Source organism: Sphingobium fuliginis (assembly GCF_004152845.1).
Taxonomy (GTDB): domain Bacteria; phylum Pseudomonadota; class Alphaproteobacteria; order Sphingomonadales; family Sphingomonadaceae; genus Sphingobium; species Sphingobium fuliginis.
Map to the genome: position 1 here is coordinate 827,527 of NZ_SEON01000001.1, position 13,340 is coordinate 840,866.

Here is a 13,340-nt window from a genome sequence, read left to right on the forward strand (position 1 = left end):
GGCATGAGCACTCCCCATCCCAACTATATCACTCCGGAAGGTTTCGCGAAGCTGCGCGCCGAATATGACCAGCTCCTGGGAGTCGAGCGCCCGAAGATCGTGGAAGTGGTAAGCTGGGCGGCCGGCAATGGCGACCGCAGCGAAAATGGCGACTATCTCTACGGTCGCAAGCGGATGCGCGAGATCGACGGCCAGTTGAAGCGCCTCTCGCGCAAGATGAAGGACGCCAGGGTCGTCGACCCGCGCCAGCAGCCCGACAAGAGCAAGGTCTATTTCGGCGCCACCGTCACCATCGCGGACGAGGACGACAACCACCGCACCGTCACGCTGGTCGGCAATGACGAGACGGACGCCGCCGCCGGCCGCATCGGCTGGAGCACGCCCATCGCCCGCGCCCTGCGCGGCGCTGCCGTGGGCGACCTGCGCCGCGTGGTGCTGCCCGCGGGCGAGCGGGAATATGAGGTGATGGCGATCAGCTATCCGGCGTGATGATCGGCCATGCCAAGACAAACCGCCGGAGCAGCCCGCTAATCGTCCCGCCGCAATATCACGTTGAGCCGCTCCATCACCTCGGCGATCGGCTCGATCACGGTGACGCTGCGTCCCTCTCCGAAGCGGATGCGGGTGCCGTCCGTCACCGATGACACGAAGGTGACCTGCGCGGCATTGACGGCGGTTTCGGTCCGGTCGGCGCCCACGAACATGACGAGCATGCATCCTCTCCTTCTTTCTGGAAGGAGAGCCTAACCCGAATTCCGCCCGAAGCCAGCCCTTTTCCCTTCAGGCGGCCTGAATTGCGCGGATGAAGGCGCTGGCGCGGTCATCCAGCCGATGCGCCTCTTCCGACAGGCGGCTCGCCGCGTCTCGCATCGCCTGCGCATCCGCCACCGCATCGCCTGCATTGACGCTGATCTGACTGGCGCTGGCGCGGACATGCCCGCTCGCCTCGCCCGCCTCCGCCACGCTGTCCGCAATCGCCCGGCTGAATGCGCCATGCCGCGCCACCGCCGTAAAGACGGAGGCCGAAAGCCGATCCGCCGTCGCGATCGCCGCATCCATATGCGCATGGCCCTGCGCGACATGGCCGACGGTCGCGCGGATATGGTCGATCCGCCGCGCAATCTCCGCCGCCGCATCGCGTGTCTGGCCCGCCAGCGTCTTGACCTCCCGCGCAACCACGGCAAAGCCCCGCCCGGCGTCCCCGGCCCGCGCCGCCTCTATCCCGGCGTTGAGCGCCAGCGTCGTCGTCGCCCGCGCAATCGCGTCGATCAGCGCGGTCACTTCCCCGATCCCGTCGGCCTGCGCGCTCAGCATCCTTGTCTGCGCCGCACCCGATTGCGTCTGGTCGACGGCGGCGCGAATGGCGGCCCCCGCCTCGCGCACTTCATCCTCCATCGCCTGGAACAGCAGCCCCAGTTCCCGCCCGGACACGGCGATGCCGGCCAGATTGTCGGCGGTCTGCGCCGCCGCCACCGCCATGCCGGCCGACGCATGCCCGTTATGCGCGGACCGTTCCGCCGCATCTTCGGCCAGACGCGACAGCATGTCCGCCATCGCCACCATGTCCCCTGTCAACGCCTGGACATCGGCCCGGAACGTCGCGCTCTCCCGCGTCACCCGTTCCAGCCGCTCGACCCTCGCCAGCGCCACCCGCGCGTCCCGCTCCGCCGCCAGCCGGAGCAGAAGCTGCCCACCCGCGACCCCGGCATAGCGATCCCCGTCCACCACGATCAGGCCTTCGCAGCCCTGCCCCTGCGCGGCATAGAGGTCGATCAGCGTCTCGATGCTGGCGCGCCGCTCGACCGTCGCGCAGTGCCGGACATGATCGTCCAGCCGCCCACCGAAGCTGGGATTGCGCAACAGGGCATGGCCGAAGGGATTGAACAGGATGCGCCGCATGTCGCATTCGTAGATCGCTCCCACCGGCCTGTCGGCGGCATCGAGTACCGGCAGCAGCCGCAGCGCCGGGTCATGCTGGAAATGATCGACCGCCTCGCTGAGCGGCCGCCCCAGCCGGATCGCCGGGCTGGGCGTCATGAGGAGCGGACCGGCCGAATGGTCCAAGGATCGGTCGAGCATTGGGGGTGCGTACATAGGGGCCGGTTAAGCCCATAATGGTAAATGAGCCGTTAGATTTTGATGACAATTTTGTTACAAGATGTTGATTTTCAGTGATTTTATTACGGAACCCTATAGCCGTAGGCCTTGGCGGCCAGCTTCACCACTTCCGGATCGGCTTCCGGAAAATCCATCGGCACCAGCTTTTCCAATCGCTTGGCGACATAGGAGAGCGCCGCGATCCGACCCGCCCGACGGTGATTATTGTCGATGGCATGCCAGGGCGCCACCTTGGTGTCGGTCTTGCGGAACATGTCGTGCATGGCGTCCAGATAATCGGCCCGCCTTGCGCGGTTGCGATAATCGTCCGCGCCGGTCTTCCACCGCTTCCACGGCGTGTCGAGCCGCTGGGCGAGCTGTTCGTCCTGCGTCTCTTGCGTGATGTGGACGAACAGCTTGACGATGTTGGTCCCGGCGTCGACCTGCTGCCTTTCGAAGGCGTTGATCTCTTCATAGGCGCGCTTCCATTCGCCCTTCGAGCAGAAGCCCTCGACCCGCTCGACCAGCACCCGGCCATACCAGCTCCGGTCGAAGATCGCGATGTTGCGCCCCGCCGGCAGCCGCGTCCAGAAACGCCAGAGGAAGTGGCGGTCGCGCTCCTCCTCCGTCGGGGCGGAAATGGGATGAACCTTGTAATAGCGCGGGTCCCAGTCGGCGGTCATGCGCTTGATGATGCCGCCCTTGCCCGCCGCATCCCACCCCTCCAGCAGGATGACGCTGCGCCGGTCGTGGATGATGTGCGCGACCTGGATCTTGGCGAGCCGCTCCTGCAATTCGGCCAGCTTCGCCTCATAATCGCCCTTGAACGTCGCGCCCTTCTCATAATCGGCAAGGTCGATGGTCATGTCTGCACCTTCCACTGGCCCCGGCGGCAAAGCACGAGCTTATACCAAAGCACCGAACCCGCAATCTGGGCGGCGGTTGCAATCAGGCCGGGCCGCCCCTCTCCGGCATCGAGCCAGCTGGTCCAGACCACATAGGCCAGCGCGAGCAGGGTGACGACCGGCGCAAGCGGATAAAGCGGCATGCGATAGGGCGCATGGGCGCTCGCCCCGCTGCGCCGCCCGGCCATGGCGGCCAGCGCGATGCCGCCATAGATCGCCACCAGCCCGGTGCCGTTCAGCACCAGCAGCATCGATAGCGGCAGGAAGCAGGCGAGCGTTCCCATCCCGCCGACGATCAGCGTCCCGATCCAGGGCGAATCGAAGCGCGGATGGATCGCCACCAGCCAGTCGTCGATGCGCGGAATCCAGGCCCGGTCCCGCCCGGTCGAATAGAAGAAGCGGGCGCAGGCCAGCACGCAGGCGATGATCGCGTTCACGATCGCAAGCACGATGCCGACCGACACCAGCGCCGAAAGGCCGGCGCTCCCCCGCTGCCGCACCAGCAGGCCAAAGGGATCGTCGACGGTCAGCAGGGTCGCAAGGTGGATCCTCGCCAGCAGCAGCGCGAGCAAGGGCACGCCTTCGAACAGCAGCGCGAGGCCGAGGGCGGCGAGGATGGTTCCGGCGATCCGTCTGGGCGCCTCGCGCATCTCCTCCCCGAAATAGACCGCCATGCCATAGCCGTTGAGCGCGAAGATCGCGATGGTCGTCGCCACCCCGATGGAGGCGGCGCTGGCCGGGACGAAGCCCTGCCCCGTCTCTGCCACCACCGGATGGGTCAGGAATTCCAGCGCCGGCCGCGCATGGTCGGCAAAGCCCAGCACCATCACCACGGCCACGGCTGCCAGTTCGACCAGCAGGAACAGCCCGGTGATGACCGCATTCACGCGGATATTGAGGACCGCGACCAGCGTCGATCCGATCATCACCGCCACCGCGACCGGCACGGCGGGCAGGCCCGGCGCCACCGTCGCCATGACCGATGCGATGCCCAGCGCCGCGACGGGCGGGAAGAGCACATTGTTGAAGACATTGACGCCCAGCATGACGAAACCGGCCATCGGCCCCAGCGTCTGCGCCACCGCGGCATATTCCCCGCCTGCCACCGGCCAGGCGGAGGAGAGTTCGGCATAGATGAAGGCGGTGGTGACGCAGATCAGGCTGGCGAGGATCATCGCCCAGATCGCGCCGGTCCCGGCCTCCTGCAACATGCCGGGTATGATGACGAAGACGGAGGATGCCGGGGTGGTCGCGGACAGGGTCAGGAACAGGACGCCCGCCACGCCCAGGCTGCGCGCCAGGGCCGGCGGTTTGTCCGGCAACATCTGTTCGTCGAGCATGGCCTGTCCCCCTTGCCCGTCCTTACATCGAAGGTTCAGCGGGAGTGCAAGCCTCTCCTGTCGTTGGGGCTCAGGGCGAACGGAGGTGGGGGAATCAGGCCTTCGCCTGCGGCTCCACGACGCGGATGTGCAGTTCGCGCAACTGCTTGAACTCCGCCGGGCTGGGCGCCCCCATCAGCAGGTCTTCCGCGCGCTGGTTCATCGGGAACAGCGTGATCTCGCGCAGGTTCTGCGCCCCGCAAAGCAGCATCACGATGCGGTCCACGCCCGCCGCCATGCCGCCATGGGGCGGCGCGCCATATTGGAACGCGCGATAGAGGCCGCCGAAGCGCTCCTCCACATCGGCCTGGCTGAGGCCCACCTTCTCGAACGCCTTGACCATCAGTTCCGGCGACTGGTTGCGGATCGATCCCGAGGCGATTTCATAGCCGTTGCAGACCATGTCATATTGATAGGCCTTGAGGCTCAGCGGGTCCTGATTCTCCAGCGCATCCAATCCCCCCTGCGGCATGGAGAAGGGGTTGTGCGCGAAATCGATCTTCTTCTCATCCTCGTCATATTCGTAGAAGGGGAAGTCGACGATCCAGCATAGTTCGAAACGATCCCTGTCGATCAGGTCGAGCTGCTCGCCCACGCGGATGCGCGCCAGACCCGCCAGCTTGGCCGCCTGGCTTTCCTTGCCCGCCGCGAAGAAGACGCCGTCATTGGGGCCAAGGCCCAACGCCTCGATCAGCTTCGCCGTCCGTTCCTCGCCATGGTTCTTGGCGATGGGACCGCCGGGCACGCCGTCCTTGATGTTGATATAGCCAAGGCCCGAATAGCCTTCGCTGCGCGCCCAATTGTTCATGTCGTCGAAGAATTTGCGGCTGCCCGCGCCAGCGCCCGGTGCGGGAATAGCGCGGATCACGCTGCCGCTCTCCACCAGCGAAGCAAAGATGCCGAAGCCGCTGCCATGGAAATGCTCGGTCACATCGCTGATCAGGATCGGGTTGCGCAGGTCGGGCTTGTCCGACCCATATTTCAGCATCGCCTCGGCATGGGGGATGCGCGGAAAGCTGCCCGCTGGCGTCACCGGCCTGCCGTCGGCGAACGCCTCGAACACCTGCGCGATCACCGGCTCCATGGTGTTCCAGACGTCTTCCTGGGTGACGAAGCTCATCTCCAGGTCCAACTGGTAGAACTCGCCCGGCAGGCGGTCGGCGCGGGGGTCTTCGTCGCGGAAGCAGGGCGCGATCTGGAAATAGCGGTCGAAACCGGCGACCATCAGGAGCTGCTTATATTGCTGCGGCGCCTGCGGCAGCGCGTAGAATTTCCCCGCATGGATGCGGCTCGGCACCAGAAAGTCTCGGGCGCCTTCGGGGCTCGACGCGGTCAGGATCGGCGTCGAATATTCGGTGAATCCTGCATCCTCCATGCGGCGGCGCATGTCCCGGATGATCTGCGTGCGCTTGACGATGTTCGCGTGCAGCGTCTCGCGCCGCAGATCGAGGAAGCGGTATCGAAGGCGGATGTCTTCCGGATATTCCTGCTCGCCAGCCACGGGCAGCGGCAGGTCGGCGGCGGCGGACAGCACCACCGCGTCCAGCGCGCGAATCTCGATCTCGCCGGTCGGCAGGTTGGGGTTCACCGCTTCCTTCGCCCGGGCGACGACCTTGCCCGTCACGGTCACGACGCTTTCGGCCCGCAGCGACTCGATCACCCTGAACACCGGCCCATCCACCTCGGTGACGATCTGCACCATGCCATAATGGTCGCGCAGGTCGATGAACACCAGGTCGCCATGGTCCCGCTTGCGATGCACCCAGCCGGACACCCGCACCTCATTGCCGACCTCCGCCGTCGTAAGGGCGCCGCAGGTGTGGGTGCGATAGGCATGCATGGCGTTTTTGGTCTTTCAGCTTCGTTTTACGGAAATGACAAATTGTTGCAGCGCCGCTATGGGCAGTCCTGTCAAGCATTGACGAGCCCGTGCGCGACGGGCCAGCCCATAATAAGATCGAAGACCATATGCAAATCCATCCGCTGATTACCGACAGCAAGACTCTCGCCCAATTCTGCGCCCGGATCGCCAAATCGCCCTATATCGCGGTCGATACCGAATTCATGCGCGAAAACAGCTATTGGCCCGATCTCTGCCTGGTGCAGGTCGCGGACGAGCATGAGGCGGCGGCCATCGACCCCAAGGCGCCCGGCCTCGACCTTTCGCCCCTGCTCGACCTGATGGTCGACAATGAGGATGTGCTGAAGGTCTTTCATGCGGGCGGTCAGGATCTGGAGATCATCTACAACCTGACCGGCAAGACCCCCCATCCGATGTTCGACACGCAGATCGCAGCGATGGCGCTGGGGCTGGGCGAACAGATCGGCTACGGCAATCTGGTCGACGCCTGGCTGGGCGTGCAGCTCGACAAGGGCGCGCGCTTCACCGACTGGGCGCGCCGGCCGCTCGACAAGCGGCAGATCGATTATGCGATCGGCGACGTCACCTACCTGATCCAGATTTTCCCCAAGATGCTGGAGGAACTGCGCCGGACCGGCCGTGGCGACTGGCTGGATCAGGAGATGGAGCGGATCAGCGATCCCTCCAATTATGAGAACAGGCCCGACGAGGCCTGGCAACGCGTCCGCATCGCCAGCCGCAAGGCCGATGTGCTGGGCCGCCTGAAGGCGCTGGCGGCATGGCGCGAGATGGAGGCGCAGGACAAGAATCTGCCACGCGGCCGCATCGTCAAGGACGAGACGCTGGCCGACATCGCCAGCCACCCGCCGCGCACGCAGGAGGATCTGGGCAAGGTGCGCGGCCTGTCTGCCACCTGGAAGACCAACGACATCGGCAATCGGCTGATGCTCGCCCTTGCCGCGCACAAGCCGCTGGCCAAGGAGGAAATGCCGGAGCGCGACCCCAAGCGGCCGGGCCTGGGCAAGGATGGCGCGCTGGTGGCGGACCTTCTGAAGCTGCTGCTGAAAATCCGTTCGCGCGACATCAATGTCGCCGCGCGCCTCATCGCCCGCAGCGACGACATCGACGCGCTGGCCGCCGGCGTGCGGGAAGACCTCGCGATCCTGGAAGGCTGGCGCTATGAACAGTTCGGCCGCGATGCGGTCGACCTGGTCGAGGGCCGCCTTGCCTTCGCGGTCAAGAACGGCCGCCTCAAGATGACCCGCACGCAATAGGAGTTCAGGACGGATGCGAACCGCCATGCTCCCCCTTCTCTCCCTGCTTGCCGCCTGCGCCGGCGCGAACGGCGAAGGCCCCGCCACGCCGCCGCCCACCGCCGAAGGACCATGCCGCGACGAGGGGCTGGACCGCTTCATCGGCCAGACCGCTAGCGAGGCGACCGGCGCCGAATTGCTCAGGCTTTCAGGCGCGCACACGCTGCGCTGGGGCGCGCCGGGCATGGCGATGACCATGGATTTCCGCCCGGACCGGTTGACCGTCAGCTATGACGGGAAGATGGCGATCACGACCGCGCGCTGCGGCTGAGGATCGCAATGGAATAAACCATACCGCACAGCCGTATCCCATCCGGCGCCGGTCGCGATCCCCCTGATCGCGGGCGGCCAGCCCCACGGGTGGTCCCCAAAGGGCGGCGTAGCGGTGGCGCGGGGAGGCAGGCCCCTCCTGGCACCATCGCTACGCCATTCCCGTTTCGTTGCGATCCGTTTAGGGTGCCGGGCAAGAGGAGCGGCCCGATGAACGACACTGACTCTCCCTCCGCGCTGATCGACCGGCGCATCGCGGAACTCAGCGATTGGCGGGGAGAAACGCTTGCCCATGTCCGTGCGCTGATCAGGGAAGCCGATCCGCAGGCGGTAGAAGAATGGAAATGGCGGGGCGTCCCGGTCTGGTCGCATGGCGGCATCCTCTGCACCGGGGAAAGCTACAAGGCGGTGGTCAAGCTGACCTTCGCGAAGGGCGCTTCGCTGGAGGACCCGGCAGGCCTGTTCAACGCCAGCCTGGACGGCAATGTGCGCTGCGCCATCGACATAAGGGAAGGCGAGACAATCGATGCCGACGCGTTCAAGGCGCTGATTCGCGCCGCCGGGGCGCTCAACATGAGCAGGCTGAGGAAGAAAAGTCAGATGACATCTGAATAATGGAAGAGCGGCGCGCCCATAACCAACGGATCAGACCACAGCGCCGCCCACGCCCCATCAACATTCCAGCCCGATCAGCGTCCCGCTGCCGATCCGCCCGACATAACGCTTCCCGTCGATCTCCAGCCAGTCGGGCGTCACTTCCAGCCGCCGCCCCCTGATCGTGGTGCGCAGATGCTCGACGGCAATGCGGTTGCGCGCCACGATGCGCAGCACCGCCAGCCCCTCGCCCCGCGCCGCCATCATGCTGTAGCGGTCGCCGCGCAGCAGGAAGTGCCAGCTACCGTCCGTCGGCATCCACTCATTGCCGTTCACGACCTGCACCGGCTCGCCATCGGGGCCACCCATGCGCACGCTGATGCGGGTCGCGCCATTGCTTCGGCGCGGCGGCGCGAAGATCAGGATCGGCTCCCCCTCCAGCGTCAGCGGGATCGGCGTGTCCCTCAGCAATTGCGAGCCGCCCATGATCAGCGTCGGCAATTCCGGCGAGAAGGGCAGGCGGTCCCGCGCGAAATGGCGCTGCCGCACGACGGGATTGGCATGGAAGCCCTGCACCTGCATCGGCGTCAGGCGCCCTTCCTCCACCAGCCCATGGCAGGTGGGGCAGAGCAGCGTCACCCCATGACTTTCGGGCAAGCGAAGATAGCGGTAGATGGTCACGCCACAGCGGACGCAGGCGAAACCGCAAGCCTGACGCACTTCGTCCTGCTGCTGCGCGGTCAGTTCTGGCAGCGACGGCATCACACGCAAGCCCATGCACGACGACCCCTTGCTCACCTGCCCGCGCCACTGCGGACCGGCGTTCCTCCGGCGTCCTTCCTGCTGGCCGTGGGCGCTCCAAAGCACCCCTTCTCGCTATTGCACTATCGTTGAAATAAATGCGGACAAGTCAAGAGGCTGTTCACCATTCTCCTACCGCTGGGGCAGCAGGTCGAGATTGCGCGAAGCCGCGATCGCCCGGATGCGGTCCGGCCGCGGCATGGACTTGATCGCGATTTCCGCCATGTCCCCGGCGCTGAACAGTTCCACATTGCCGACGTTGAAGATGCGCTGGCCCAACGTCTGGGTGATGCGCACGCTGCGGATGCTGGAAAGCGCGATCTCCGTCCGCTGCTTGGCCAGAAGGCCCCGTTCCAGCAGCACTTCCCGGTCGGAAAGCGCCAGCCGCTCCCCCTTGTGCAACACCCACCACACGCCGATGGCGAGGATGCCGACGACGGAGATCAGCAGGAGGATGAACAGGAAGGGATGCGCGCGGAACATCGCGGGATGCTCGTCATACAGCCATGTCTCGCTCATGCCGGTCCCCTGCGGTTGGTCGTGAGCATTGACCATGGACGCCCCGCCGCCGTCAAGGCCGCCGGGCTTGCACCGCGGCCGGATAATGGTTATAACATCCGTATGAACACACCGCTCAAGATCACGAAGATCGGCAATTCCGCCGGGGTCATCCTGCCCAAGGAGGTGCTGGCGCATCTCAATGTCGGCGTCGGCGAGACCCTGTCGGTCGTCACCACGCCGCGCGGCATCGAATTAAGCGCAGCCGAACCCGATTTCGACGCTCAGATGGCGGCAGCGCGGGAAGTCATGCAGCGCCGCAAACGCGCACTGCGCGAGCTTGCGAAATAAACCATGCCCCGCAATTGGGTCTGGATCAGCGCCGAAGTGGCGCTTGCGGCGCATGCCGAACAGTTGGCCGAACATGGCGGCGGTGAAGGCGTGCGCGACTCAGGCTTGCTGGAAAGCGCCATGGCCCGCCCGCAGAATCTGGCGGCCTATCATGAACCCGATGCGGCGGAACTGGCGGCTGCCTATGCCTATGGCATTGCGCGCAACCATCCCTTTGTCGACGGCAACAAGCGCACCGCCGCAGTTGTCAGCGAAACCTTCCTGGCGCTGAACGGCTATGTGCTGACGGCCACCGACGCCGAGTTGGTAGTAGCCTTCCTGGCTCTCGCGGCCGGAGAACTGAGCGAGGAGGAAACCACCGCCTGGTTTCGGGACCATCTGGCGGCGGAATGAAGTCCCTTTAGTTCGGGAATAGCGTACTCCTGCACCGGCAGGAGCCTCAGTTCTCATCCCCCATGCGCAGCGCGGCAATGAAGGCTTCCTGCGGGATCTGCACGGACCCATATTCGCGCATCCGCTTCTTGCCCTCCTTCTGCTTCTCCAGCAGCTTCTTCTTGCGGGTGATGTCGCCGCCATAGCATTTGGCGGTCACGTCCTTGCGCATCGCGGCGATCGTTTCGCGCGCAATCACCTTGCCGCCGATCGCCGCCTGGATCGGAATCTTGAACAGGTGGCGGGGGATCAGGTCCTTCAACCGCTCGCACATGCCGCGCCCGCGTGATTCGGCGGTGCCCCGGTGAACGATCATGCTGAGCGCGTCCACCGGCTCATTGTTGACGAGGATGCTCATCTTGACGAGGTCGCCTTCCCGCGCCCCGATCTGATGATAGTCGAAGCTGGCATAGCCGCGGCTGATCGACTTCAGCCGGTCGTAGAAATCGAACACCACCTCGTTGAGCGGCAGTTCATAGGTCACCTGCGCGCGCCCGCCGACATAGGTCAGGTTCTTCTGGATACCCCGCCGGTCCTGGCAGAGCTTCAGGATCGACCCCAGATATTCGTCGGGGCAGTAGATCACCGCCTCGATCCACGGCTCCTCGATATAGTCGATATGGTTGGCGTCGGGCATGTCGGCGGGGTTGTGCAGATGCCGGACCGTCCCGTCATTCATGTGGATCTCGTACACCACCGAAGGCGCGGTGGTGATGAGGTCCAGATCATATTCCCGGCTCAGCCGCTCCTGAATGATCTCCAGATGCAGCAGCCCCAGGAAGCCGCAGCGGAAGCCGAAGCCCAGCGCGGCCGACGTCTCCATCTCGAAGGAGAAGCTGGCGTCGTTCAGCCGCAGCTTGGAAATCGATTCGCGCAGCTTCTCGAAATCATTGGCGTCGACCGGGAACAGGCCGCAGAACACCACCGGCTGCACTTCCTTGAAGCCGGGCAGCGGTTCCTTCGCCGGATTCTTGACCGTGGTGATGGTGTCGCCGACGCGGGTCTGGCTGATGTCCTTGATCTGCGCGGTGATGAAGCCGATCTCGCCCGGCCCCAGTTCGCCCAGTTGCTCGATCTTCGGCCGGAAACAGCCGACGCGGTCGATCAGATGCTCGGTGCCGCCGATCATGAACTTGATGTTCTGGCCCTTCTTGATGACGCCGTTGACGACGCGCACCAGGATGACGACGCCCAGATAGGGGTCGTACCAGCTATCGACCAGCATCGCTTCCAGCGGCGCCTCCCGGTCGCCCTTGGGCGCGGGGATCTTGGCGACCACGGCTTCCAATATGTCATCGATGCCGATGCCTGCCTTGGCGCTCGCCAGCACGGCTTCCGATGCGTCGAGGCCGATCACCTCCTCGATCTCGGCCTTCACCTTCTCCGGCTCGGCGGCGGGCAGGTCGATCTTGTTGATGACCGGCACGATCTCATGGTCATGCTCGATCGACTGGTAGACGTTGGCCAGCGTCTGCGCCTCTACCCCCTGCGCGGCGTCCACCACCAGCAACGCGCCCTCGCAGGCGGCGAGCGAGCGGCTCACCTCATAGGCGAAGTCTACATGGCCCGGCGTGTCCATCAGGTTCAGTTCATAGGTCTCGCCGTTCTTCGCGACATAGTCGAGGCGCACGGTCTGCGCCTTGATGGTGATGCCGCGCTCCTTCTCGATATCCATGTTGTCGAGGACCTGCGCCGACATTTCCCGGTCGGTCAGGCCGCCGGTGCGCTGGATCAGGCGGTCGGCCAGGGTCGACTTGCCATGGTCGATATGGGCGATGATCGAGAAATTGCGGATGTGCGAGAGATCGGTCATGGCCCGCGCCGATAGCAGCCATTTGAGGGCCTGTCAGCAGGCTCGCACATCCCAGGCCCGTTAAGGCTATGGCGGTGATAACCGTTCGCATTACTTGCGCGCCCGCGCGGTTGTGCTAGAGCATGGTGCAAATATCGGGGCGCCACAAAATCAAAACGACTTCAGCAACTTTCAGGGGTGCATGACAATGCGTGTGTTCGCGAAGTTCGTCGCTGCCGCAGCCGGTCTGGCTGTCGCGGCTTCTCCGGCGATGGCCGCCGACAAGGGTTCGTCCGCCCGGCAGCAGCAGGCCAAGAAAACCGCCGAAATTCCTCATTGCACCCGGCGCCTCGGCACGGTGGCCATCGTCGAGCCGGACAACCAGTGGTGGCGTGAGCTGAACCTGGGCAGCCCGGAGGCGATCCTCAAGGTGTTCATCCAGCAGTCGGGCTGCTTCGGCATCGTCAACCGCGGCCGCGCCATGGCCAGCCGCAATATGGAACGCGCCATGGCGGACTCCGGCGAATTGCAGGCGGGGTCCAATCTGGGCAAGGGCCAGGTGAAGGCGGCGGATTATTATCTGCAGCCCGACATCGTCTCCTCCAACAAGAATTCAGGCGGCAATGCGCTGGGCGGCATGCTCGGCGGCTTCCTGGGCGGCCGGACCTTCGGCGCGCTGGCAGGCGGCATTTCGGTCAAGAAGAGCGAGGCCAATGTGACGCTCTCCATCGTCAACGCCCGTACGACCGAGGAAGAGGCGCTGACGGAGGGCTATGCGCGCAAGTCGGACCTGAGCTTCGGCGGCGGCGGCGGCGCCGGCTGGTGGGGCGGCTTCGCCGCGGCCGGCGGCGGCGGCTACCAGAATACGGAGATCGGGCAGGTGATCGTGCTCGCCTATCTCGACGCCTATACCAAGCTGGTGACGCAGCTTGGCGGCCTGCCCGCCAATGCGGCCGCAGCGGCGCCCCGCGCACAATAAAGGACGGTTTTGAAGGGAAGGGCGCTGCCGGAGCTTCCGGTGGCGCCTTTTTTTCACTGGTCTCGCCA

General features: G+C 65.2%; 15 protein-coding genes. 7 read left to right on the forward strand and 8 right to left on the reverse strand.

Going from position 1 to position 13,340, the window contains the following annotated elements; translation table 11 throughout:
* Positions 1 to 3 precede the first annotated feature (3 nt).
* Positions 4 to 489, forward strand: a complete 486-nt coding sequence (greB, locus tag EWH10_RS04200; RefSeq protein ID WP_025547457.1) for a transcription elongation factor GreB — start codon at positions 4 to 6, stop codon at positions 487 to 489.
* Between the two features lie 38 nt (positions 490 to 527).
* On the opposite strand, the gene EWH10_RS04205 is transcribed toward greB, so the two are convergent.
* The 5 genes from EWH10_RS04205 to aspS form a co-directional block, all read right to left on the reverse strand.
* Positions 528 to 713, reverse strand: a complete 186-nt coding sequence (locus EWH10_RS04205; protein WP_025547459.1) for a hypothetical protein — start codon at positions 711 to 713, stop codon at positions 528 to 530.
* A gap of 67 nt (positions 714 to 780) precedes the next feature.
* The gene (locus EWH10_RS04210) at positions 781 to 2,094 is read right to left on the reverse strand and encodes a methyl-accepting chemotaxis protein (protein ID WP_065846155.1); all 1,314 of its coding nucleotides are present in this window, start codon (positions 2,092 to 2,094) and stop codon (positions 781 to 783) included.
* 86 nt (positions 2,095 to 2,180) lie between these two features.
* A complete protein-coding gene (locus tag EWH10_RS04215) occupies positions 2,181 to 2,963 on the reverse strand; it encodes a polyphosphate kinase 2 family protein (protein WP_025547463.1) in 783 nt (260 codons plus the stop codon).
* On the reverse strand, positions 2,960 to 4,342 hold the full coding sequence (locus EWH10_RS04220; protein WP_083198931.1) for an APC family permease: 1,383 nt from the start codon (positions 4,340 to 4,342) through the stop codon (positions 2,960 to 2,962). The genes EWH10_RS04215 and EWH10_RS04220 overlap by 4 nt, the downstream gene beginning before the upstream one ends.
* Before the next feature lie 94 nt (positions 4,343 to 4,436).
* Positions 4,437 to 6,221, reverse strand: a complete 1,785-nt coding sequence (aspS, locus tag EWH10_RS04225) for an aspartate--tRNA ligase (protein WP_044660365.1) — start codon at positions 6,219 to 6,221, stop codon at positions 4,437 to 4,439.
* 128 nt (positions 6,222 to 6,349) lie between these two features.
* Between aspS and rnd the strand changes: the two genes are divergently transcribed.
* From rnd to EWH10_RS04240, 3 genes are all read left to right on the forward strand, one after another.
* Positions 6,350 to 7,516: a ribonuclease D gene (gene rnd, locus EWH10_RS04230; protein ID WP_025547468.1), complete on the forward strand. Its 1,167-nt coding sequence runs from the start codon at positions 6,350 to 6,352 to the stop codon at positions 7,514 to 7,516.
* A gap of 13 nt (positions 7,517 to 7,529) precedes the next feature.
* Positions 7,530 to 7,826 (forward strand): I78 family peptidase inhibitor, encoded by a 297-nt coding sequence (locus EWH10_RS04235; RefSeq protein WP_083198933.1) that lies wholly within the window; start codon positions 7,530 to 7,532, stop codon positions 7,824 to 7,826.
* 209 nt (positions 7,827 to 8,035) lie between these two features.
* The gene (locus tag EWH10_RS04240; RefSeq protein ID WP_044660366.1) at positions 8,036 to 8,440 is read left to right on the forward strand and encodes a DUF1801 domain-containing protein; all 405 of its coding nucleotides are present in this window, start codon (positions 8,036 to 8,038) and stop codon (positions 8,438 to 8,440) included.
* Between the two features lie 57 nt (positions 8,441 to 8,497).
* Here the strand turns inward: EWH10_RS04240 and EWH10_RS04245 are convergent, their stop codons facing one another.
* A complete protein-coding gene (locus EWH10_RS04245; RefSeq protein WP_025547473.1) occupies positions 8,498 to 9,181 on the reverse strand; it encodes a hypothetical protein in 684 nt (227 codons plus the stop codon).
* Between the two features lie 171 nt (positions 9,182 to 9,352).
* Entirely contained in the window at positions 9,353 to 9,739 is a 387-nt protein-coding gene (locus EWH10_RS04250) for a PH domain-containing protein (RefSeq protein ID WP_044660367.1), read from the reverse strand.
* A 102-nt stretch (positions 9,740 to 9,841) separates the two neighbouring features.
* Here EWH10_RS04250 and EWH10_RS04255 point away from each other — a divergent pair, with 102 nt between their 5' ends.
* Both EWH10_RS04255 and EWH10_RS04260 read left to right on the forward strand, forming a co-directional pair.
* Positions 9,842 to 10,069, forward strand: a complete 228-nt coding sequence (locus EWH10_RS04255) for an AbrB/MazE/SpoVT family DNA-binding domain-containing protein (protein ID WP_025547477.1) — start codon at positions 9,842 to 9,844, stop codon at positions 10,067 to 10,069.
* Positions 10,070 to 10,072: 3 nt separating this feature from the next.
* Positions 10,073 to 10,462 carry a type II toxin-antitoxin system death-on-curing family toxin gene (locus tag EWH10_RS04260; protein WP_044660368.1) on the forward strand — a complete coding sequence of 130 codons (390 nt, stop codon included), beginning with the start codon at positions 10,073 to 10,075 and terminating at the stop codon, positions 10,460 to 10,462.
* Positions 10,463 to 10,508: 46 nt separating this feature from the next.
* On the opposite strand, the gene lepA is transcribed toward EWH10_RS04260, so the two are convergent.
* Complete coding sequence (gene lepA / locus EWH10_RS04265; RefSeq protein WP_025547480.1) at positions 10,509 to 12,314, reverse strand: translation elongation factor 4; 1,806 nt, start codon at positions 12,312 to 12,314, stop codon at positions 10,509 to 10,511.
* A 187-nt stretch (positions 12,315 to 12,501) separates the two neighbouring features.
* On the opposite strand from lepA, the gene EWH10_RS04270 reads away from it, so the two are divergent.
* Positions 12,502 to 13,272 carry a CsgG/HfaB family protein gene (locus EWH10_RS04270; RefSeq protein WP_025547481.1) on the forward strand — a complete coding sequence of 257 codons (771 nt, stop codon included), beginning with the start codon at positions 12,502 to 12,504 and terminating at the stop codon, positions 13,270 to 13,272.
* The last annotated feature ends 68 nt before the right edge of the window (positions 13,273 to 13,340 follow it).

Bases quoted from the DNA above. Each gene is read 5' to 3' on its own strand.
- greB (WP_025547457.1), top strand. From the start codon at position 4: ATGAGCACTCCCCATCCCAACTATATCACTCCGGAAGGTTTCGCGAAG.
- EWH10_RS04205 (WP_025547459.1), bottom strand. From the start codon at position 713: ATGCTCGTCATGTTCGTGGGCGCCGACCGGACCGAAACCGCCGTCAAT.
- EWH10_RS04210 (WP_065846155.1), bottom strand. From the start codon at position 2,094: ATGTACGCACCCCCAATGCTCGACCGATCCTTGGACCATTCGGCCGGT.
- EWH10_RS04215 (WP_025547463.1), bottom strand. From the start codon at position 2,963: ATGACCATCGACCTTGCCGATTATGAGAAGGGCGCGACGTTCAAGGGC.
- EWH10_RS04220 (WP_083198931.1), bottom strand. From the start codon at position 4,342: ATGCTCGACGAACAGATGTTGCCGGACAAACCGCCGGCCCTGGCGCGC.
- aspS (WP_044660365.1), bottom strand. From the start codon at position 6,221: ATGCATGCCTATCGCACCCACACCTGCGGCGCCCTTACGACGGCGGAG.
- rnd (WP_025547468.1), top strand. From the start codon at position 6,350: ATGCAAATCCATCCGCTGATTACCGACAGCAAGACTCTCGCCCAATTC.
- EWH10_RS04235 (WP_083198933.1), top strand. From the start codon at position 7,530: ATGCGAACCGCCATGCTCCCCCTTCTCTCCCTGCTTGCCGCCTGCGCC.
- EWH10_RS04240 (WP_044660366.1), top strand. From the start codon at position 8,036: ATGAACGACACTGACTCTCCCTCCGCGCTGATCGACCGGCGCATCGCG.
- EWH10_RS04245 (WP_025547473.1), bottom strand. From the start codon at position 9,181: ATGCCGTCGCTGCCAGAACTGACCGCGCAGCAGCAGGACGAAGTGCGT.
- EWH10_RS04250 (WP_044660367.1), bottom strand. From the start codon at position 9,739: ATGAGCGAGACATGGCTGTATGACGAGCATCCCGCGATGTTCCGCGCG.
- EWH10_RS04255 (WP_025547477.1), top strand. From the start codon at position 9,842: ATGAACACACCGCTCAAGATCACGAAGATCGGCAATTCCGCCGGGGTC.
- EWH10_RS04260 (WP_044660368.1), top strand. From the start codon at position 10,073: ATGCCCCGCAATTGGGTCTGGATCAGCGCCGAAGTGGCGCTTGCGGCG.
- lepA (WP_025547480.1), bottom strand. From the start codon at position 12,314: ATGACCGATCTCTCGCACATCCGCAATTTCTCGATCATCGCCCATATC.
- EWH10_RS04270 (WP_025547481.1), top strand. From the start codon at position 12,502: ATGCGTGTGTTCGCGAAGTTCGTCGCTGCCGCAGCCGGTCTGGCTGTC.